Annotated in this window: 12 protein-coding genes; 8 read left to right on the top strand and 4 right to left on the bottom strand. The window is 67.1% G+C overall.

Annotated elements, in window-relative coordinates:
• Positions 1-145: 145 nt before the first annotated feature.
• From N6C22_RS18225 to N6C22_RS18215, 3 genes are all read left to right on the top strand, one after another.
• Complete coding sequence (locus N6C22_RS18225; RefSeq protein WP_261652622.1) at positions 146-2,338, top strand: COG1361 S-layer family protein; 2,193 nt, start codon at positions 146-148, stop codon at positions 2,336-2,338.
• A 45-nt stretch (positions 2,339-2,383) separates the two neighbouring features.
• The gene (locus N6C22_RS18220) at positions 2,384-4,867 is read left to right on the top strand and encodes an MMPL family transporter (protein WP_261652621.1); all 2,484 of its coding nucleotides are present in this window, start codon (positions 2,384-2,386) and stop codon (positions 4,865-4,867) included.
• 75 nt (positions 4,868-4,942) lie between these two features.
• A complete protein-coding gene (locus tag N6C22_RS18215) occupies positions 4,943-6,382 on the top strand; it encodes an ATP-binding protein (protein WP_261652620.1) in 1,440 nt (479 codons plus the stop codon).
• Here N6C22_RS18215 and solA read toward each other — a convergent pair whose 3' ends face one another.
• Positions 6,383-7,525: an N-methyl-L-tryptophan oxidase gene (gene solA, locus N6C22_RS18210; protein ID WP_261652619.1), complete on the bottom strand. Its 1,143-nt coding sequence runs from the start codon at positions 7,523-7,525 to the stop codon at positions 6,383-6,385.
• A gap of 138 nt (positions 7,526-7,663) precedes the next feature.
• Between solA and N6C22_RS18205 the strand changes: the two genes are divergently transcribed.
• Positions 7,664-9,052, top strand: coding sequence for a phenylacetate--CoA ligase family protein (locus N6C22_RS18205; protein ID WP_261652618.1), 1,389 nt, complete (start codon positions 7,664-7,666; stop codon positions 9,050-9,052).
• 158 nt (positions 9,053-9,210) lie between these two features.
• On the opposite strand, the gene N6C22_RS18200 is transcribed toward N6C22_RS18205, so the two are convergent.
• Positions 9,211-9,657, bottom strand: a complete 447-nt coding sequence (locus tag N6C22_RS18200; RefSeq protein ID WP_261652617.1) for a DUF5518 domain-containing protein — start codon at positions 9,655-9,657, stop codon at positions 9,211-9,213.
• A gap of 177 nt (positions 9,658-9,834) precedes the next feature.
• On the opposite strand from N6C22_RS18200, the gene N6C22_RS18195 reads away from it, so the two are divergent.
• Positions 9,835-10,725: a universal stress protein gene (locus N6C22_RS18195; RefSeq protein WP_261652616.1), complete on the top strand. Its 891-nt coding sequence runs from the start codon at positions 9,835-9,837 to the stop codon at positions 10,723-10,725.
• An 18-nt stretch (positions 10,726-10,743) separates the two neighbouring features.
• Here the strand turns inward: N6C22_RS18195 and gghA are convergent, their stop codons facing one another.
• Together gghA and N6C22_RS18185 are read right to left on the bottom strand one after the other, a co-directional pair.
• Positions 10,744-13,155 carry a glucosylglycerol hydrolase gene (gene gghA / locus N6C22_RS18190; protein WP_261652615.1) on the bottom strand — a complete coding sequence of 804 codons (2,412 nt, stop codon included), beginning with the start codon at positions 13,153-13,155 and terminating at the stop codon, positions 10,744-10,746.
• Entirely contained in the window at positions 13,148-15,169 is a 2,022-nt protein-coding gene (locus N6C22_RS18185; protein WP_261652614.1) for an alpha-amylase family glycosyl hydrolase, read from the bottom strand. Before N6C22_RS18185 ends, gghA begins: the two co-directional genes overlap by 8 nt.
• Positions 15,170-15,320: 151 nt before the next feature.
• Between N6C22_RS18185 and N6C22_RS18180 the strand changes: the two genes are divergently transcribed.
• The 3 genes from N6C22_RS18180 (at position 15,321) to N6C22_RS18170 (ending at position 21,394) form a co-directional block, all read left to right on the top strand.
• Positions 15,321-19,820, top strand: coding sequence for a glycoside hydrolase family 15 protein (locus tag N6C22_RS18180; RefSeq protein WP_261652613.1), 4,500 nt, complete (start codon positions 15,321-15,323; stop codon positions 19,818-19,820).
• A 147-nt stretch (positions 19,821-19,967) separates the two neighbouring features.
• Positions 19,968-20,321 carry a hypothetical protein gene (locus N6C22_RS18175; RefSeq protein WP_261652612.1) on the top strand — a complete coding sequence of 118 codons (354 nt, stop codon included), beginning with the start codon at positions 19,968-19,970 and terminating at the stop codon, positions 20,319-20,321.
• A 152-nt stretch (positions 20,322-20,473) separates the two neighbouring features.
• Positions 20,474-21,394, top strand: a complete 921-nt coding sequence (locus tag N6C22_RS18170; protein ID WP_261652611.1) for an AEC family transporter — start codon at positions 20,474-20,476, stop codon at positions 21,392-21,394.
• Positions 21,395-21,404 lie beyond the last annotated feature (10 nt).

The following is a 21,404-nucleotide window of genomic DNA, read 5'->3' as shown; positions in this document are numbered from 1 at the left end:
CTCACCTGGCGAATGTCTCCATCCGTCTCCTCCCGGTGTCGAATCGCGCTGACGGACAGGTTAGCAGGGCACCCCGCGGTGATTTCCTGTCAACTACTAAATAAGTATATGCGATTCGCGCGCGTACCCCTCAGTGAACGAATAGATGTCGCGAGCGACGACCCTCGAAGCAGTGGTCCTGGTCCTCCTCGTACTCGTCTCGACGACGCTGAGCCCCGTCGTCGCCGCGAGTGCGGGCCAGCCGGCGGCTTCCAGCGCCACCATCGAGCCCGTGGGAACACTCGCTGACGTCGACGAGACGCTCCCCGACAATGCAACCTGGAACCGCACACAGGTACTGGACGAGCTGGACCGCTGGGCGAACGAGACCGGCGTCGCCAATGAGTCGTGGTGGAACGCGACACGGGTGCTGGACTCGCTCGAACACCTGCACAACGCCAGCAACTGGACCCACGAGGACGTCCGGTACTGGGCGAACGAGACGGTGTACGGGCTGACGAACAGGACGCTGGAGGACTGGCACAACGAGACGAACCACTCGAACCTGACCGAGTTCGACCCAGAGGTCATCGAGGACGCCCTGCGCGAACTCCAGCGGGCCATCGAGGACCTCTTCGAGGAGGAGGACGAGCGTAGCCTCTCGTTCGGGTTCCCGCACGTCACGCCCTACCTGCCGGAGAACTATCTCAGACCCGACGAGGAGGCAACCCTCCGGTTCCAGGTGGTCAACGACGGGGCCGGACCGGAGGTCGTAGAGGTTGACGACGGCGGCGGCATCACCCTGTTCCCGTCGAGCAACGGGAACGGGCTCGAAACCGAACGACTCGTCACCAGCGCGCGGAACGTTGAGATCCAGTTGCTCGAATCGTCCGGCGTCCCCATCGAGGTCCGGACCGACGTGGTCCCGCTCGGCTGGGTCGACCAGGGAACCGTCGTGGAAGCGCCCGTCAGGGTCTCGGTCGACGAGGACGCTCGCCCCGGGTTCTACGAGCTGAACCTCGTCGTCAGGTACGAGGCGGTCGATACCGTCGACGACGAGGGCCGGGTGCTGGCCTACCGCGAAGAGGTCGTCACCTTCCCGATGGTCGTCGAGATAACGGTCGACGCACGCTTCCAGGTCGTCTCGACGGGCTCGGACCTGCAGGTCGGCTCCTCTGGCGTGGTCTCCTTCGTCGTGGAGAACGTCGGCTTCGACGTTGCCAGGGACGCGACCGTCGTGGTCACCAGCGAGAGCGGCGACCTGACGTTCACCGGGTCGAACCGAGACGGCCGGTTCGTCGGCGACCTCGAACCGGGCCAGCGCGAGCGCGTGACATTCCGGGTCGACGCCGGCGAGCAGGCGATTCCGGACACCTACGCCTTCCGCGGGAGCGTCACCTATACCGACCGGGACGGTGAAGTCGTCGACTCGACCACGTTCTCGATTCCGGTCCGGCCCGACCCCGAACAGCGATTCGCCGTCTCTGACCTGACCAGCACGCTCCGGGTCGACTACGAGGACGGCGTCATCAGGGGGCTTGTCACGAACCTCGGGCCGCGAAACGCCAGCGACGCCATCGTCCGCCTCGCGGTCCAGTCCGACACCATCGTCCCGACCGAGACGACCTACGCCGTCGGCTCGCTCGCCGCCGGCCAGAACGCCTCGTTCGTGTTCCCGGTCGAAGTGCGTGACACAGCCGATCCGGGGCCACGACAGGTCGACTTCACCGTCGAGTACCGCGACGTCGAGGACGACCGTCGCCAGAGCGACGACCTGCCGGCGACGGTGCTGGTCGAGGAGCGCCGGGACGAGTTCGCCGTCGTGTCGGGCAACGCGACCGTCACGGTCGGCCGGACCGGGAAGGTCGTCGTCGTGGTGACGAACAACCGTGACGAGGTCGTCAGGAACGTCAATGCCCGGCTGTTCGCGACCGACCCGCTGAGCGCCGAGGACGACTCGGCGTTCATCGAGTCCATCGCGCCGGGCGAGCGCGTCGAGTTGCTGTTCTCCGTGAGTGCCAGCGGGAGCGCCCAGCTGAAGCGCTACCCGGTGACGGTCGACCTGCTGTTCGAGAAACCCGACGGCGAGACGAAGCTCTCCGATACGTTCCAAGTGGGCGTGACCGTCGTCGAGCCGCAGACGCGCGGGTTCACCATCCCGACGTGGGTGTGGTACGTGCTCGCCGTCCTGGTCTTCCTCGGGGGATTCCTGTACGTCTGGCGTGGCCTTCGCAAGCGGGCAAACGCGGCGCGAAAGCGTCGCGAGGAGACGCCGGCACTGGGTGACGGTGGAGAGTCCGACGAGCCACCCGCCGACATGCCGACCGGGGGCCAGATTCCCGGAGGTGACGATGACTGACACTGGCGGCCTGGTGGGCAGCGCCACCTGGGGAGAGGGTGCAGCGTGACGCGCGAGAACCTCGTCCGGCGAATCGCCGCCCTGGTCGTCGACCGACCCGGTGCCGTCATCGTCGCCTTCCTCGTCGTCACCGCCGGATTCGCGACCGGTCTCCCTGCAGTGTCGACCGACGCCGGGACGGAGGGCTTCACCGAGGACCTCCCGTCGACGACCGCGCTGGAGAAGGTCCAGGGGCTGTTCGAGCCGCCGTTCGACCCCGCCGAAGGGACCACCCAGCTCATACAGTCTAGCCAGAACGTGCTCGCGAAGCCCTCGCTGTTGCGCATGCTCACGACGCTCGAACGCATCGAGGACGACCCCGGCTTCCGGGTCGAGTCGACCAGCAGCGCCGCGAGCCTCGTCGCACGAGAACTCGACCCCACCGCGACGACGCTCGACGCGCAGGTCGAAGCGGTCGAACGTGCCTCGCCCGAGGAGCTGGACCGGGCGGTCGACCGGGCCGCGACGAACCCGGCCTTCCGGGCGCTCGTGAGTGACGATTTCAACGCCCGGGCTGGCACCGCGCTGGCGACCATCGCTCTCATCGAGCACGCGCTCCCGACGGACCCTCCCTCGGCAGGCAGCGGGTCGGACGACCCGCTCACGCCGCTGCAGGTCCGCATGCAGGGCGTCGTTACTGCGGACATCGTGGTGTTCGGCAGCGGCGTGCTGGCCGCCGAGACCACCACGGTCATCGCCGACTCCCTCCTCATCATCGTGCCCGCCGCGTCGTTGCTCATCCTCGTGTTCCTCGTCTACGCCTACCGCGACCCCGCAGACCTCGCGCTCGGGGTGCTCTCGCTCGCGATGACGCTGGTCTGGACGTTCGGGTTCCTCGGGCTCGCCGGCATCGCGTTCACCCAGTTGCTGGTCGCGGTCCCGCCGCTGTTGCTCGCGGTCGGCATCGACTTCGGTATCCACGTCGTCAACCGTTACCGCGAGGAGCGGGTCCGGGGGCTGTCGCCGACCGATTCCATGGACATCGCAGGTCGCCAGTTGCTGGTCGCGTTCTTCATCGTCACGGGGACGACAGTCATCGGCTTCGCGGCCAACGCCACCAGCAGCCTGAAACCCATCGCCGACTTCGGCATCACGGCGGCCGTCGGCATCACGTTCACCTTCCTCGTGTTCGGGGTGTTCCTGCCCGCCGCGAAGGTCTGGACCGACACGCAACGCGACCGCCTCGGCATCCCCGCGCTCTGGCAACGACCACTCGGGCAAGAGGGGTCCGTCCTCGGGGCGGTGCTCCCCGTCGGCGTGGTCGTCGCCCGGCGCGCTCCCGGTGTGTTCCTGGTCGTCGTGCTGCTCGTCGCCGGTGCGTCCGCCAGCTATGGGGCCGGCATCGACACCTCGTTCTCCGAGGACGATTTCCTCCCACGGACCGACCAGCCCGAGTACATCACGAGCCTGCCCGAACCGTTCCGACCGGGCGAGTACACCACACCCGAGACCATCGACTTCCTGGAGGAGAACTTCGAATCCGCAGAGGACGACGTGGTCACCGTGCTCGTCGAGGGGCCACTCACCGAGGACTTCGCGCTCGAATCCATCCACCGCGCCGGGCGCAATCCACCGAGTACCGTCATCACGGACCGGCGCGATGCCAGGGCCGATAGCATCGTGACGGTCATCCAGATGTACGCCGAGCGCGACCCCGAGTTCGCCAGGCTGGTGGCACGGAACGACATCGACGGCAACGGGATTCCCGACGACAGCCTCGAAGAGATATACGAGGCGCTCCTCGACTCGCCGGTCCGCGACAGCACGCTGACGTACATCACCGAGGACTTCCGGAGCGCGCGTATCGTCTACCGGGTCGAATCCGACGCGGAGCAACGCGAGGTCGCCGCGGACGCCGTCACGCTCTCGCGCCGCCACCGCCTCACCGGGACCGCGACCGGGACCATCGTCGTCTTCCAGGCCGTCTCCGACCTCATCTTCGAGACGGCGGTCGACAGCCTCGTCATCGCGCTCGTCCTCACCGCGGTGTTCCTCGTGTTCATCTACCGCGTCACGCTCGGCGTCGGCTCCCTCGGCATCGTCAACCTGCTCCCCATCGCCGTGAGCATCGCCCTCATCGCCGGCTCGATGCGCTTGCTCGGGATTCCGTTCAACGCGCTGACCGCGACCGTCTTCTCGGTCGCACTCGGGCTGGGTATCGACTACTCGGCCCACGTCATCCACCGGGTGGCCGAGGAGTTGGCCGAAACAGGTGACGTGTTCGCCGCCCTGGAGAACACGACCCGCGGTACCGGCGGGGCACTGACGGGGAGTATGCTCACGACCGTCTCCGGCATCGGCGTCCTCGGCCTGGCCATCACACCGATTCTGGGCCAGTTCGGGCTCGTGGTCGCGCTCAGCGTGGTCTACTCGTACGTCTCGGCGCTCGTGGTGACGCCAGCCGCGGTAGTCCTGTGGGCCCGGCTGCTCACGGCCTGGAACACCCTCCGAATCGAGACATCAGTTCCCGGGGAAATCAGGCAGGGATAAAGAGCGCACTGGATATATCGTGGTGGTACTCTAACCTGCCGGGATACGTACTACGTCACGAGAGATAGTGCGCCGATGACAGCATTCGAAGACGAAGTCGTGGCGAACGGGGCCCTGTTCGACTCGGTCGGCGTCGGTCTGGTCGGCTACGATACGGCCCGGGACGAGGTCGTCGCAGTGAACGAGGCCTTCTGCCGGCTCGCGGCGGTCGAGACGGACGACGTGGTCGGCACCGACATCGCCACACTGCTCGGGGACGGCAGCGACAACGACGCCGAGACCGTGGCACGATTCCTCCGGCGAACCACCGAGAGCGACGCGTCGGTCACCTTCGATACCACCCTCGTCACGGGGGACGACACGGAGCGGCCCGTCGTCGTCGACGCGAAGCCGATGCCGGGGGCGGACGACACGGTCCTGCTGACGGTCCACGACGACACTCGTCGCGATGCAGTCGAGCGAGAGTACGAGGAGTACAGCACGCTGATGGACGAGGCCATGTTCGTCGGCGAGCTCGGCTGGTGGGAGATGGAGGTCGACTCCGGCAACGTCAGCTTCCACCCGAACAAGGCGCGGATGCTCGGCTTCGAACCCGGTCAGTTCGACCACTACACCGACTTCACCGACCTCTTGCACCCGGACGACTACGAGGACGCGATGGAAGCGATGCGAGCGCTCTATCGGAAGGAGACCGACCGGTACGAGATCGAGTATCGCATCCAGACCGCCGACGGCGACTACCGCTGGTTCCACGACGTGGGCCGGCCGACGGAGTGGACCGAGGACGGCGAGCCAGCTGTCATTACCGGTGTCGCGATAGATATCACGGCGGGCAAGGAGACGGAGCAGGCCCTCCGGGAGCAGCGCGAGGAACTCGCCCTGTTGAACCGGCTCATCCACCACGACATCCGGAACGACATGACCATCGTCAACCTCTGGCTGGACCTGCTCCGTCGCGAGTTCGGCGAGCACCTCGACCGGGTGGCCACAGCGAGCGACCACACCCTCAGGCTGACGGACTCGGTTCGGGACGTGGTCGAGATAATCACCCAGGAGGACAGCAAGCTGGAACTGGAGCCCATCCATCTCTCCAGCGCACTGGAACCGGAGATAGAACGCGTCAAACAGTCGTACGAGAACACCGTCATCGAACAGGTCGGCGAGGATACCGACGTCATGGTGCGTGCGAATCCGATGCTCTCGTCGGTGTTCGGGAACCTCCTGAACAATGCGGTCCAGCACTGCGACCGGCCGAACCCGGAGCTCACGGTGCGGACGGCGCACAGAGATGGGTCGGTGCGCATCAGTATCGCGGACAACGGCCCAGGCATCCCCGACGACCTGAAAGAGAGTATCTTCGAGCGCGGGACGGTCAGCCTGGATAGCGAAGGGACCGGCCTCGGTCTCTACATCGCGAAGAAACTCGTGACCGCCTACGGGGGCGACATCTGGGTCGAGGACAACGAGCCCGAAGGGAGCATCGTCCTCGTCGAGTTGCAGAAAGCGGACACGTAGCTACCCGTCGAACCGCTCGATGTCGAACAGGTCGATGTCGTGCTCTGTCTCGCCCTCCTCGCTCAGGTCGGCCAGAATCTCGCCGACGACGCTGGCGAACTTGAACCCGTGGCCCGAGAAGCCCGCACCGACGGTCACCTGTGGGTGCTCCGGGAGCGTGTCGAGAACGAAGTGCTCGTCGGGGGTGTTCGTGAAGATGCACGTCGAGAGCCGCATCGTCGGACCCGCGCCGTCCGGGAAGTACTGTTCTGCGAAGTCGCGGAGCACGCGCTCGTCCTGTTGGGTCGGTTCACGGTTCATCTCGTCCGGGTCGACCGTCTCTTCGAGGTGGTTGAACCAGCCGAACTTGAACCCGGGTACGTCGTACACCGGGAACCCGTAGTGGTGGCCCAGGTCGGTCTCGGTGACGAACACCGGGAAGTTCTCGGGCTGGAAGGATGCAGGAACCTCGGGCTGGAGCCACGCCAGCACCTGTCGTTCCGGGACCGCGAGCCCCTCCAGTTGCGGGACCAGGTTCGCCGCCCACGCGCCGGCCGTGATGACGAGCTTGTCGGCCTCGTAGCTCGCCGCGTCGGTCTCGACGGTGACGCCCCCGTCCTCGGTCGGTTCCCACCCGAGCACCTGCTCGCGGGCGTGGATCTCCGCACCGTGGTCGTGGGCGCGGTTCACGTGGGCGATGATGCACTGCTCGGGGACGACGAAGCCGCCGTCGGGCTGGTAGATTCCCCGGAAATCCTCGGGCAGGTCGTATCCCGGGAACCGCTCGCCCAGTTCGTCACCTGTGAGTTCCTCGTACTCGATGCCGTACTGCTTGCAGGAGTCGCGCGAGTCTCGGACGATGTCGCTGCCCGCGGGGCCCACGTCGATGGAGCCGTTCCTGACGAGGAGTTCGCGTCCGTGTGTTTCCTCCAGATCCTCCCACAGGTCGAACGAGCGCTCGACCAGCGGGACGTACGCCGGGTCCTCGAACTGTGGCCGGCGGATGATGCGGGTCACCCCGTGCGAGGACCCCTTCGAATGCGGGATGTCGTAGCGTTCGAGCCCGAGGACGTCGACGCCCCGGCGCGCCAGGTGGTCGACTGTCGCGCTGCCCATGCCGCCGACGCCGACGACGATGGTCTCGTATCGCTCGCTGGCTGCCATACCAACACTCCCCCGTGGGTGAGCCAAAAAGCTCCCGGCGAGTCGCCGCTGTCGACGGGCTGGGAGCGGAGCGACCACCCCACAGGGTGGAGGTATCCGGGGACCGGCTTTCTCCACTGAGTGCCTACTTCATATGAGATGTCCCACATGCACCCGGGGGAGACGGTATGTATCCGGCTGGACGCGATGGGAGCGACACACGCGAGCCGACGTCGCATCGAGCACCGTCAGCGCCGGCGGCTCGAGGATTACCTCGCGTTCGTGACACGGAACTCGCGGTTCTACAAGCAGTTATACGGGGACCTGACGCCATCCGCTGACACCTTCAGCACGCTGCCGCCAGTGACGAAACCGCAGTTGATGGAGCACTTCGACGACGTAGTCACAGACCTGGCCGTGACGCGGGCCGAGGTGGACGCCTTCGTCGCCGACCCCACGAAGGTCGGGCACCGTTTGCTAGGGTGCTACCCCGTGTGGACGACCACGGGGACGACCGGTCAACCTGGAATCTTCCTGCAGGACGGCCGGGCGATGACGGTCGCCGATGCGGTGAGCGACCGGTGGACGCATCCGCTGTTGCTCGACCTCCGGTCGGCGACACGGCTCGCGAGACAGGACCTGCGAATCGCGGAGTTCGCCATCGGCCGCGCCCACTACGCAGCCGCGTCTGGGACCGCGTTACTGCGCCGGGAACACAGGTTCTTCCAGCGCCGCCTTCGGCTGTTCTCGCCGAAGCGACCCCTCAGCGAGGTGGTGACAGAACTGAACGAGTACCAGCCCGCCATCCTCTTCGGCTACTCGACGGTGCTCGAAGAACTCGGGAGGGAACAACGGGCTGGGCGGCTGAAGGTCTCGCCAGCGTTGGTCCTGCCCAGTGGCGAACCGATTACGGCGGCGGGAAAACGCGAGCTTCGCCATGTGTTCGACTGCCCGGTCCGGGAGCTGTACGGCGCGACCGAGTTCACCGGCATCGCGGGCGAGTGCGCCCACGGGAACCTTCACGCGAACACGGACTGGGTCGTCCTCGAACCGGTCGACGAGGACTACCAACCCGTGCCGCCCGGTGACCCGTCGGCGACCGTCCTTCTGACGAACCTCGCGAACCGCATCCAGCCGCTGGTCAGGTACGACCTGGGCGATAGCGTCACCATGCACGACGAGCCGTGTCCCTGCGGCAGTCCGTTCCCCGTCCTCACGGTCGAGGGTCGACAGGGCGACGTGTTGCGCTTCGAGACCCAGGCGGGAGCGCAGGTTCCAATCTTCCCGCTCGCGATATCGAGCATCGTGGAAGAGGTCGACGGCGTCTATCGGACCCAGCTCTGCCAGACCGGCCCACAGTCCCTGCGTGTCCGGCTCGCGGTGGCCGAGGATGCCGACGAACCCGCAGTGCGGGCGCAGGTCGAGGAGGCACTGGCGTCGTTCCTTCGTAGCCATGGCCTCACGGGAGTGGATATCGAGCAGGCAGCCGAGCAACCTGCTCGCGACCCGGGCGGGAAGTTCCGACACGTCTGGTCGGAGACCGACTGACAGGTCGATCCTCGGGGGACCGTCCCGTCCACAGTTCCTGAGAACGGCCCGACCGATTCACCCCGCTTCGGTGCCGAGGTCCGGCGGACTCCTCGACAACCAGTGGGCCGAAAAGTGTCCGAGCGCGAGAGAGGGCGGCGGTGGCGCAGCAGCAGGCGTTACTGACTCGCCGTCGTCTGGGGGGGCGCGCCCGAACTCGTGAGCGCACCGCCGATACGGGCCCCCAGTTCACCGAGGAGTGCGGAGAGTCCGAATCCCATGACCGCGACGGCGATACCGATGAACACGGTCATCACCGTGCCAGCAATGGTGAACCAGCCAGGGCCAGCGAGGCCCGACGTCGCGGTCAGAAGTTGGCCGAGTAGCAAGAGGGAAGGCACCGCTCCGATGAGACCCGTCAGGACGCCGGTCCCCTTGCTGGACCCGTAGTGTCGTTTCGAGAGGAACCCGACGACGATTCCGACGACGAGCACGGCTCCGAGGGAGACGTCAGGCGCGGTCTCGGTGTACCCCAGTGCTACGAGCGCCGCGGCAACCACGCCGCCCGGGAGGCTGTATCGCCAGTTTTCTGTTACGCCGGCCGATTTTATTCTTTGTCCTGTCATATAGGTAACCGAGTATTTCTTCCCGGATAAGTCTTCTCCGTAATCTGAGAATTAGTGTGTTTCACAGGGGTCCCATTCGCCCGGCTGTCTTCGTCGTAGCCGGGTCGACGTCCCCACTCACTGAGAACCGACCGTCCGATTGACCCTCCTCTGTCCCCTCTGTTCACCTGTAGACACATGTTCGATAGGCTCCTCGTCCCGACCGACGGCAGCGATGTCGCGCAGAACGCCACCGAGTACGCCACCGGGCTCGCCAGACGCTTCGGTGCCGAGATCCACCTGGTGTGGGTACTCTCGGAGTGGTCGCCCCCGCTCGGCGTCGCACTCCCCGACGACACGGTCCTGACCGAAGCCGCCGAGGAGTTCCTCACCGAAGCCAGGGAAGCCGCACTGGCCGAGGGACTGGACGTGGAGACCGCCATCCTCGAGACCGACGACGGCGTCACTGACGCATTGCTCGACTACGCTGCCGATTCGGACATCGAGGCCATCGTCATGGGTACCGAGGGTCGAACCGGCCTCGACCGGCTGACCCTCGGGAGCACCACGGAGTCGGTCCTCCGACAGTCCGAGCTTCCGGTGTTCACCGTCCGTGCGGAGACCGAACGCGACCGCCCGACCTTCGACCGCATCCTCGCGCCGACCGACGGGAGCAAACCCTCACTGGCCGCGGTCGACCACGCGGCGAGCCTCGCCGTGGCCACCGGTGCGACCCTCGACATCCTCCACGTCATCGAGCCGGCCCCCGGCTGGGACGGTGTGGGAACGGCCACGCTGAACGACGCGCTCGAAGACGCGGGCGAGAACACGCTCGACGCCGCCGTGGACCGGGTGACCGACCTCGGCGTTTCGAAGGTGGAGCGCTCGCTCGTGTGGGGCGTCCCCCACTCGGCCATCCTCAAGCACGCCCAGAAGACCGGTGCCGACTGCATCGTCATGGGCACCCGCGGGCGCTCCGGGCTGACGGCCGAACTGCTGGGAAGCGTCACGCAGCGGGTGGTCAGGCGGTCGCCAGTTCCGGTGGTTGGCTTGCACGGGCCGAAAGACGAGGAACAGGGAGAAGAATAGCGCGCGAAACCGCCTGTCTCAGGGCTCCCGCCGGAACAGCACCGCTTCGCTGTCGGCCAGCGTCGTCTCGCCAGCAGCAGCGACCGATTCCTCGTCGACGCCCGGGGCGGCCAGCGCCAGCTCCCAGCCGTCCTCGGGACACTCGTCGGCGATGTCGGTCGGTGTGACCGTCACCGGCGTCCCCTCCATGTTGGCGACGAAGAGCAGTTCCTCGCTCTCGTCGGGGGCGCGACGGTAGCCGAAGTAGCACACCGTGCCCTCGGTCGGGTGGATGTAGTCGAACGTCTCGTCGCCGTGGACGTCGATGTCGGTGCGGAGCCAAGGGCGGTCCTGGCGGAACTCGCGGACCTCGCGGTCGAAGGCGGTGCGCTCGTCGCCCTGCTTCGCGTGCCAGTTCGAGAGGTTCGCGTACTCCTGGACGTCCTTCATCCACGAGTCGGCGAACTCGTGCAGGCCCTCGGGACTGGTGTCTTCGAGGGGGACGCCCATCTCGTCGAACAGCGTGCCGATGAGTTCGAGGTCGTAGTCGGTCGCGTCGACGAAGCGTTCGAGTGAATCGACGAAGTCCTTGAGTTCCGCCTTGGTCTCGAAGCCGAGCGCCTTCAGGCGCGGGAAGTACTCCGAGTCCTCGTACACACCGTCAGGAACCTGCCAGTCGAGGAAGTTCGCCTCCTCGGCGACGACCTTCACGTCCCACTCCTCGTCGGTGTCACGGATGAAGCCCCACGGGCCGCGCATGTTGGCGTTGAGGAAGTCCATCGGGACCCCAGGTAAAAAGGCGTGGAACAGCATTCCCGAGGCGGGATTGTCGTAGGCGCGGTCGATGACTTCGGGCAGGGAGTCACCGAGATAGGGGTTCTCGGCGTCGGAGTCCCACGAATCGTCGACCCGGCGCTGGGTCCCGCGGCGGACCGTGTCGTGGTTGGCGACGCCGGTGATCCACTGCGAGCCGAAGTCAGCGACCTCGAACACGCGCCACCACTTCGTCGCCCAGAAGGTGAGCAGCGCGGGCGTGTTGTGGGCGAAGGTGACCGGACTCCACTGGAACGAGTGCGGGTGCTGCTCGATGAGCGTTCTGTACGTGGAGGCGAGTTCCCAGTCCGGGCGCGGCCACGGCCGGCCGTCCTCGAAGATCATCCAGGGACGGTACTCCTGCCCGGCGACCTCGTAGGTCAGCCGGTCCATCTCTGCCAGGAACTCGTCGTCGTGGTACTCCTCCTCGGCCTCGGGGTCCCAGACGGTGAAGTCCTGCGCCCCGTCGACGCGGATGCCGTCCGCGCCGAACTCCATCTTCCGGCGCTGCATTTCGAGTAACAGGGCCCGGACGACGGGCTGGGTGTAGTCGAGATGCTGGCCGTACATGCCGGGGCCGGCGAAGAAGTAGTCGTTCAGAAGGTCGAGCCCGCCGTTGTCCGCGTGGCCGAGTGCGAGGTCGAAGGTGACCGTCATCGGCTCAGGCAGGTTGTGGAGCGTGGCGATGAAGTCCACGAGTTCGTCCGGTCGCCGGGATTCGAGGATGGCCGGGTTGGTCGCCGAGAAGGCGCTGATGACGATGTCGTAGCCCCAGTTTATCATGTCGGGGCGGCGCAGGGTCGCCTCGACCTCGCCCTCGGTATCATCGCTAGCATCGACGCCCAGCTCGAAGTGTGGGTCGCGCTCGCCGTGTTCCGTGATGGGCTCGATGGGCATGACCTGGACCGCGTCGTAGCCGACGAAGTTGCGCTCGGCCGGGGTCAGCTCCTCACCCTGGCGCTGCTTCTCGCCGATTTCGGCGTACTTGCGGGCCAGCCCACCGAGACTCCCGGTCTCGGTCGCGGTGCCGGGATGAATCTCTAGCATGCTGGTCGAGGGCTCGAACCGCGGCACGTCGTCGTTCCACTCGTCTTCGGTCGTCGCGTACTCCTTCTCCGCGAGGTCCTCGAAGTACTCGCGGTCAGCGCGTTCCGCGTCGAGTTGGTCCATGTCGTAGAACTCGGCCGGGCCGTAGGAGCCGAACGGAACCGAGTAGGCGACGGGGTCGACGATGGTCTCGCGGCCCTCGTCCGTCTCGTAGGAGAGCCGGTACAGGGAGCCGAGTTCGTCGCGGGTGCCGGCGCGCATGCCCTCGACGACCGCCCAGGTGAACTCGCCCTCACGGCGGGTCTCGACCAGCGTCCGCTGGAACGAGGCGTCGGCTTCCTCGGCGGTCAGGTCGACCGGTTCGGTCGCGGTCAGCACTTCGAGGTGGACCGCGTCGGCCGGAATCTCCTGGTCCACGAGTTCGGGTGTCCAGAAGCCGACCTCGGCGCGGCCTTCCACGAGATGCGCGCCGAGTCGCTCCGCGATGCGCTGGGAGGCCCGGAACTCGTCGTCGTACTCGGACAGTATCTCGTTTGTCCACGCACAGAGGTCCTCGGTCGCTGCCTCGAGGAGTCGCGGGCGCTCACTCATCGCTGGCCTCCGCCGCGGGGAACACCCCGACCGATTGGACCTCGACCTCAGTCGTCGAGTGGCCACCGGCCTCGTCGTACACGATGTCGCCCGGAACGACTGCCTCGTCGAGTTCGACCGTCGTGGGCAGGTCGCCGAAGTTCAGCACGACGACGTAGCGCTCCTCGGCCTCGCGGGCGTACGCGACGACGCCGTTGGACTCGCTCTCGTAGCCGACGCGCTCGAACTCGCCCTTTGCGCCGAGTGCCGGTGTCTCCTCACGGGTCGCAAGGAGCGTCTTGTAGTGGTTGTACAGTTCCTCGTCCACGTCGTCCCAGTGGACTTCCTCGCGCCGCCACGTCTCGCCGATCTCCTGGCCGGCGTACAGCATCGGGATGCCCGGCAAGGTGCAGAGCGCGCCGGCGGCGGCGAAGGTCGCGGCCCGGCCGCACTCCTCGACGTAGCGCGTCTCGTCGTGGTTCTCGATGTACAGCATGAAGTTCGCGTGGTCCGGGAAGCCGGTCTCCGCGCGGCCCTCGATGGCCTCCACGACGTTGACGCCCCACGCCTGGCGCTGGCCGACCTGGCGGAGGTTGTGGTACAGCGTCGTGTCGAAGTGCACGTCGAACGCGAGTTCGTGCAGTTCCGGCAGGTAAGGAATCGTCTCGTCGAGCAGCAGGAACTCGCTGTCCTGTTCTTTCACGCGGTCGCGGATCTCCTGCCAGAACGGGCGCGGGACCGCCCAGGCCATGTCACAGCGGAACCCGTCGACGACCTCGGCCCACTGGTCGACCACGTCGAGGAGGTGCCGGCGGACCGCGAGGTTGGTGTAGTCGAAGTTGGCGATGTACTCCCAGTCGAAGTAGGTGCCCGGGTTGCCGTTCTCGTCCCACTCGTACCAGTCGTGGTACGGGTCGTCGGGCTCCTGTGCCTGCTGGAAGTAGGGATGCTCGCGCCCGGAGTGGTTGAGGACGAGGTCGAACAGGACGTTGATGTCGTGGTCGTGGCAGGTGTCGACGAAGGCCTCGAAGTCCTCACGGGTGCCGAGGTCATCGGCGATACTCGTGAAGTCCGTGATGTTGTAGCCGTGTGCCCAGCCGTCGTGCTGCAGGATGGGCGTGAGCCAGATGGTATTCAGCCCGAGCTCGGCGATCTCCGGGACGCGCTCTGCGAGGCGCTGGAACACCCGGCCGTCGCCCTTGCGGAAGGCGACGTCCGGCGCGTCCTCGTACTGGCTGGAGCTGGAGTCGTAGGTCGGGCCCTCCGCCGCCTCCGGCGGGGCGTCGGCGTCACCCTGCGGGCCGTCCCCGCCGAACGCGCGGACGTACATCTCGTACAGGGTCATCTCCTTGCCCCACTCGGGCACGTCGTTGGGGCGCGAAATCGCGAGGTCGCCGGACTCGTCGCGTGTCACGTCGACCGTGTCTGCGACGCTGTGGGTCGCGCCGATGGCGACGGCGTGAACCCGCAGGCGGTCGCCCACGGCCGACGCCGGGACGCTCGCTTCCTGACCAGAGACGGAGAGGTCGCCCGAGAGGTCGTCGCGGTCACGGTCGTCGACGAAGAACTCGACGTCGAGCGAGTCGCCATCGGCCTCGCTCTGTGGGTTGGCCTGCGGCGTCGCGGAGAAGACGAGTTCGTCACCCGAAACCTCGCCGTCGAGTCGGACCCGCGGGCGTCCCTCACGGCCCTCAGGATCGGTCGTCGCGTGCGCGCCCGAGCCGAACGCGCCGGAACCGCTCGCGTGGGCGGGTTCGTCCTCGCGTTCGACGACGTGAGTGCGCTCGACATCGCTCTCGTGGTACACGCGGACGGTGAGCTGATGCGTGCCGTCGGGTGCGTCGAGTTCGAACGTGTAGGTGCCTTCGGCGTCGGGTGTGACGTACTCGACGGCGTCGTCGCCGACCGTTACGTCGGACTCTGCGGGCGCGTCTGCGACACGCCACGAGTAGAATCCGGCTGGGTCCGGGTCACGCGGAGCCAGTTCGACCGTTGCGCCGACCTCGGTGAATCGCGGTGGCCCAGGATGGTGCATATAATTTACTATCACACGAGTAGTATTGTTTTTTCGATTCCCGCAGTGACAGCCAGTGTCAGGGTCTGTGGAGGCGGTATAGCGGTTGAGACGGTTGAAATTGGTGGGTACCAACTATTTTTTCAACCTTGAAGAAATATGTGTACCAACCATGCGCACACAACAGGGGCGACGCATCGACGGTGAGCGCCCCACGACGAACGGGTTGTTCTCCGGGGCGGACGGGCGACTCGTCTTCGTCGAGCGAGATGGGTCGATTCGTGATCACTCCTATCCTCTCTCCGGCCTCTACGGTCTCGACGACTCACGGTTCGGTGTCTGGACGGCGGATAGCGTAACCTGGCTCGACGAGATACAGACCGTTCGCCAGGAGTACTACCGCGACACGACGCTCGTCGTGACGGAACACGAGGCAGGAGACTGGACCGCCCGACAGTACGACCTCACACTCGAGGGTGCCCACATGACCCACGTCGAACTGCGGGGTGCGATTCCCGAGGACGCCCACCTGGTCGCGTCGCTGTCGTTCGTCCCGGACGGGAGCGTCCAGCCCGGGGGCAAGCTCGCCCACGACGACGCGGTGGAAGTGTACCACGACCGCGAGCACGACTACGTCACCGCCTCGACCGGCCTCGACCGTGGGACCGGCGAGAGCGACCTCGGCAAGTTCGCACTCGGTGGCTGGGACCCGCTCGGTGACACCGTCCGGGTCGCCGCCCCCTTCGACTCCGAAGGTGAACTCGCACACACGACGCTCGTCACGTTGCTCTCGGATCGGACCGAGACCGACCGCGAGGACGCCCTCGCACACCTCCGGGCGGTCGCGGACCACCACCCGACCGACAAATCGCTGCGGGCGGTCGCCGAATCCCGCCGTGACGGGCTCTCGGGGATGCCCTACCGGGACGCCATCGGCGCGGACCTCCGGACGCTCGGTCTCCTGCGGTCGCCGAGTGGCGCACTGATGAAGGCCCCGGAGTACGACCCGTTCGCCGAATCGTCCGGTGGGTACGGCTACACCTGGTTCCGCGACCACTCCGTCGTCGGCGACGCGCTCCTCGGGGTCGACACCACGTTCGACCTCGGCGACGCCAGCCCGGACCACGACGCGGCGGTCCGGTTCCTCTGTCAGAGCCAGCTTCCGGACGGGACGTGGCCACAGCGCGTCTGGCCGAAAGACGGCGCGCTCGCTCCCGGCTGGGCCAACGGAAACCTCGAATCAGACGCGGAGGCGTACCAGCCAGACCAGTCCGCACGAGCAGTCACGTTCCTCGCGCGCTACCTGCGCGCCGACGAGCCGAGTGCCGCCGACCGCGGCATGGTCGAGGAGGCCATCGCCAGCGGCATCGACGGGCTCGACGAGACGTTCCGCGGTGAGGAACTCGGGCGGTACCAGAGCGTCTGGGAGAACGAGATGGGGCGGTTCGTCCACGGCGTGGCGACCGCGCTCGACGCCTACGCGACGGTCGCCCTCGCGCCGGTCGCGGACGACCTCGCAGCACGCGCCAGGGAGGGTGCACTCGAACTTGTCGACCGGCTCGACGAGTTCTGGCACGAGGACGAAGACGTGTTCGCCCGCCGCCTCTCCGGGGACGGCGAGCCGGTCCACGACCGCTTCGACGTGGCGACGCTCGCCATCGCCTCGGCCTACCGGGCCTACGCGAAGCTCGACCTCGGCAGCGACGCGGAGCTCTCCACCGAACAGGTGACGCGACTCCTCTCGCACGTCGAGTCGACGCTCGACGCCCTGGAACAGCCCGTCGGTGACGGCCACGGGCTCGCCCGGTACGAGCGCGACAACTGGCGCGGTGGTTCCAACGGCGAACCCAAGGTGTGGTCGGTCGCGACCGCCTGGGGCGTCGTCGGCACCGCGGAACTCGCCGCCCTGGTCGACGAATACGACCCCGACCCCGAACGCGGTGCGGTCGGTGAACTGGTCGACCGCGCGAAGGGACTCCTCGAACCGCTGCTGCCCGGCGGTGCACTCGTCAGCGAGCACGGCTACCTCGCCGAGCAGTCCTTCGCCGACGGGACCCAGGACAGCGCCTCGCCGCTGGCGTGGGCTCACGGGCTTCGGCTCGCGGCCATCGCGGAACTCGACCAGCTCGGGGCGCTCGGCCCGGAGACGGCTGCCGCCCCGTCGGGCCCGGACGAACAGCCCACCTGGACGTCCGGCGAGAAGTACGGTGTCGGCACCGTTCCGGACCACGACGACCCGAAATCCCACGTCTGGTTCACGCTGACCGAGGGCGCGCTGACCGAGCCGCGGTTCCCGCGCGTCGACCTGATGAACGTCAAGACGCTCGACTTCCTCGTCGTCGATTCCGAGGGTGGGTACGCGGCCCGGACCCACAACGAACACCGGACCGACGACGACGCCGAGACCCTCACTCGACAGACGGAGATGGTCGGCACCGACGCACTCGTCTACCGCCAGACCATCACCGAGGACGACGACGCCCACGAGTGGGAGCTGACCGTCGAGTACGTCACCGACCCCGAAGGCGACGCCATCGTCGGCGACGTGTCGTTCTCCGCCCGCGACGACAACCAGTACGACGTGTACGCGGTCGCCGACAGCGCGTGTTCCAACAGTGGCGCACACGACCGGGCATCGGTCGTCGGTGACGACGACGACGGCGAGCACGCGGTCACCGCGGTCGACGACACGCCGGAGTACCTCGACAACGCCATCGTCGACCCCGACGGCGAGGAGTACGACATCGCCATCGGGCTCGCATCGAGCCGGTCGTTCGACAAGGCGACCGTCGGCACCCCTGACGCCGCCCACGTCGCTGATCTCTTCCGCGGCGACGCGTCGGCCATCGACCGTGCCGGCGACTCGGCCCAGGGCAACGTCATCCTGCTCGGGCGACTCGGGTCGGGCGTGAGTTCGGTCGCCGACACGCTCGCACTCGGCTTCGCCACCGAGGGCGACGCCGACGCGGCCCTGACGGCCGCCGGCGACGCACTGGAAGGCGGGTTCGTCTCCGTGCGCGAGGGCTACGTCACGTCCTGGCAGGCGTTCATCGAGGACGTCTCGCTCCCGAACTCGGTGCAGGGCTCCTCGAAGCTCGCGAACCAGTACCGCGCCGCCGTCATGGTCCTCAAAGCGGTCGAGGACAAGACGTTCCGCGGCGCTGGCATCGCCAGCCCGTCCGTCCCGTGGGGCGACGCCGTCCCCAACGACGAGCCGACCGACTTCGGCTACAACTTCTCGTGGGCCCGCGACCTCTACCAGGTGTTCACCGCGCTGGAGACCGTCGGTAAGGTCGAGGAAGCCGCCGACTCGCTCTCGTACATCTACAACTACCAGCAGCGCGAGAACGGCTTCCTGCCCCAGAACACCTACCTCGACGGTCGCACCCGCTGGGGCGGCGAGCAGCTCGACAACATCGCCTTCCCGTCCGTGATGGCCTACCAGCTCTGGGAGCGCCACGGCATCACCTTCGAGGACGCAGACTACGATTACGAGCACGTGGCTGCCTCCGCCGAGTACCTCGTGCACTCCGGCCCCGACAGCGGCCAGGAGCGCTGGGAGGAAGAGGCTGGCTTCTCGCCGAGCACCATCGCGGCCGAGATCTCCGGCCTCGCGTGTGCCGCCTGGCTCGCGAACCAGGAAGGCGAGACCGCCGACGCCATCAACTTCCTCGCCCACGCCGACGCCTACCGCCGCGGCGTCGAGCGCTGGTGTGCCACCACGACCGGCACGAACCGCATCGACAACACGCCGTACTACGTCCGCGTCACCCGCAACGGCGAGCCCGACAGCGGCACCCGCCGCGAACTCGCCAACCACGGGCCGACGCTGGACGAACGCGCCATCATCGACGCCGGCTTCCTCGACCTCGTCCGGCTGGGCATCCTGCCGTGGGACGACCCGGTCGTCGAGAACTCCGTCGAGGTCGTCGACGAGACCATCCGCGTCGACACCCCGCACGGCCCCGCCTGGTACCGCTACAACGGCGACGGCTACGGCGAGGTCGGCGAGCGCGAACCCGACGAGGGCGCGCCGTGGGGCCTCGACCGCCTCGGCCAGGGCCGACTCTGGCCCATCTTCACCGGCGAGCGCGGCGAGTACGAGCTCCGAAAGGGCACCAAGTCGGGCGACCTCGCCCCGCAGAACCTGCTGGAGACGATGGCCGGCTTCGCGAACTCCGGCCGGATGATTCCCGAACAGGTCTGGGACCGCGAGTACGAGACCGAGTACGGCTGGGAGTTCGGCGAAGGCACCGGCGCTGCCACGCCGCTGGCCTGGAGTATGGCCCAGTACATCCGCCTCGCGGACAGCATCGACGCGGGCGAACCCATCGAGACGCCCGCGTTCATCGCCGAGCGTTACCTCGACTCCAGCGCCGCGCGCGTCCCGCCAGCGCTTTCGGTCGAGGACGTGACGGTCGACGAGGGTGAGCGAACCGTCCAGGTGACCGGCAAGACGAACGCCGAGTACGTCCTGGTCCAGACCGCTGCGGACCGGACGCTCCTGACGGTCGAAGACGCGTCCTACAGCGTCGAACTCGTGTGCGCGCCGCACCAGGGCGACGTCGAGGTTATCGCCGCGAGCCCGGGCGAGAGTCTGGCAGACGTGGGCACCGTCATGCTCCGGCGCAGCCTGCAAGCAGAGGAGCGGACGGTCCACGGCGACGACTGAAGCCCGCCAGACAGCCAGTCTGTCTCTGCCAGCTTCAACTCACGCTGGCGATAGATGAACCAAAGGCTATGTCGTTGTCGCAGTGAGACGCCTGGCACACCCTGCCGGCGCGGCGTTATCGCCAGTGCTGGCCTCTCTCAGGTTGCAATGGTGAAAGCAGCAGTCGTCATCCTTGCGGGTATCGAAACGGGAAGTGACCTCGGCCGGCTCGTCAACGGGCTGGAGACGGCCAAGGAGTTCGCGGATGCGGGCGACGAACTCGAACTGGTCTTCGACGGTGCGGGCACGCGCTGGATTCCCGAACTGGAGAACGAGGACCACGACTTCCACGGCCTCTACACGACCGTGAAAGAGTACGCATCGGCGTGTAACTTCTGTGCGAACGCCTTCGGTGTCGCGGACGAGGTCGAGACCGCCTGTGTCCTCACGGTCGACGAGTACGACGGTCACCGGAGTATCAGCTCCCTCGTCCGCGACGGCTACGAGGTCCTGACGTTCTGACGGCCGTATTTTCCGATATTCGGTATTCGGGTTACAACGGTCGATGGACCGATGATACCGAACCTGACCGTCTCACGGCACGGGCCCCTCGGCCAGACGGCAGGAAGAACCGAGACCGCAACGCCAATCACTGTCCTCCGGCCAGCCAACGTATGAGCGTCGCGACGCAACTCGCCTACATGCTCGCCCTGCTGGCGCTCGGGGCCGGGCTACGTCAGGTCGGTATCCTCACTCCAGAGCGTCGCGACCAACTCACCTCGGTCGCCTTCTACGTCGCGCTCCCGGCGCTCGTCTTCTCCTCGACGGTGAACCGCTCGCTGTCGGAGGTACTCGTCTGGCGGCTCTTCGTGGGCGTCACGGTCGTCCTCGTGGCGGTGGCCGGCATCGGCTGGCTCGTCCATCGCGAGCACTCGAACCCGGCGCGTCGGGGCGTCGCCGTCATCCAGTCGTACCACTGCAACCTGGGCTTCCTCGGGGTTCCGTTCGTGGCGGCGACGTTCGGCGGTGTCACGGTTGGGAAGGCGAGCGTCATCCTCGGTATCGGCTCGCTGGTGCAGGTCACGCTCACCGTGCTCCTGTTGACCCGCATCACCAGTTCGGACGCGGACGTTGTCGAAGAACTCCAGAGCGTCGGTCGCAATCCGGTGCTCATCGCGCTCGCGCTCGGACTCCTCGGCGGTGCCATGGGGGTCGAACTCCCCGGATTGGCCCAAGACTCCCTGGGGGTGCTCGGGAGCCTCGCACTCCCCATCGCGTTGCCGGCCGTCGGTGCGTCACTCACCACCGAGGACGGGCTGGTCGACCCGCCGACGGTCGGCACCGTCGCCGCCCTGAAGTTGCTGCTCATGCCACTCGTCGCGGTTCTGGTGTTCCTCACCCTCGACTCCTCGACAACGACGCTCCGGGCCGGCGTCCTGATGCTCGCGATGCCGACGGCGGTCTCGACGTACATCTATTCGAGCGAACTCGGTGGCGATGGGGACCTGGCATCTGCGACCGTCCTCGTGACCACGCTCATCTCTGTGGCGACGCTGTTCAGCGTGGTGCAGCTTCTCGGCGTGCTGACACCGTGAGATAGGTTCG

This window comes from Haloarchaeobius sp. HME9146, assembly GCF_025399835.1.
Lineage (GTDB): Archaea > Halobacteriota > Halobacteria > Halobacteriales > Natrialbaceae > Haloarchaeobius.
Note: the sequence above shows the minus strand (reverse complement) of the source record. Positions and strands in the feature narration are given on the sequence as shown.

Excerpts from the sequence above, each read along its gene's own strand:
- N6C22_RS18170 (WP_261652611.1), top strand. The coding sequence starts at position 20,474 with ATGAGCGTCGCGACGCAACTCGCCTACATGCTCGCCCTGCTGGCGCTC.
- N6C22_RS18215 (WP_261652620.1), top strand. The coding sequence starts at position 4,943 with ATGACAGCATTCGAAGACGAAGTCGTGGCGAACGGGGCCCTGTTCGAC.
- N6C22_RS18180 (WP_261652613.1), top strand. The coding sequence starts at position 15,321 with ATGCGCACACAACAGGGGCGACGCATCGACGGTGAGCGCCCCACGACG.
- N6C22_RS18205 (WP_261652618.1), top strand. The coding sequence starts at position 7,664 with ATGTCCCACATGCACCCGGGGGAGACGGTATGTATCCGGCTGGACGCG.
- N6C22_RS18200 (WP_261652617.1), bottom strand. The coding sequence starts at position 9,657 with ATGACAGGACAAAGAATAAAATCGGCCGGCGTAACAGAAAACTGGCGA.
- N6C22_RS18225 (WP_261652622.1), top strand. The coding sequence starts at position 146 with ATGTCGCGAGCGACGACCCTCGAAGCAGTGGTCCTGGTCCTCCTCGTA.
- N6C22_RS18195 (WP_261652616.1), top strand. The coding sequence starts at position 9,835 with ATGTTCGATAGGCTCCTCGTCCCGACCGACGGCAGCGATGTCGCGCAG.
- gghA (WP_261652615.1), bottom strand. The coding sequence starts at position 13,155 with ATGAGTGAGCGCCCGCGACTCCTCGAGGCAGCGACCGAGGACCTCTGT.
- N6C22_RS18185 (WP_261652614.1), bottom strand. The coding sequence starts at position 15,169 with ATGCACCATCCTGGGCCACCGCGATTCACCGAGGTCGGCGCAACGGTC.
- N6C22_RS18175 (WP_261652612.1), top strand. The coding sequence starts at position 19,968 with ATGGTGAAAGCAGCAGTCGTCATCCTTGCGGGTATCGAAACGGGAAGT.
- solA (WP_261652619.1), bottom strand. The coding sequence starts at position 7,525 with ATGGCAGCCAGCGAGCGATACGAGACCATCGTCGTCGGCGTCGGCGGC.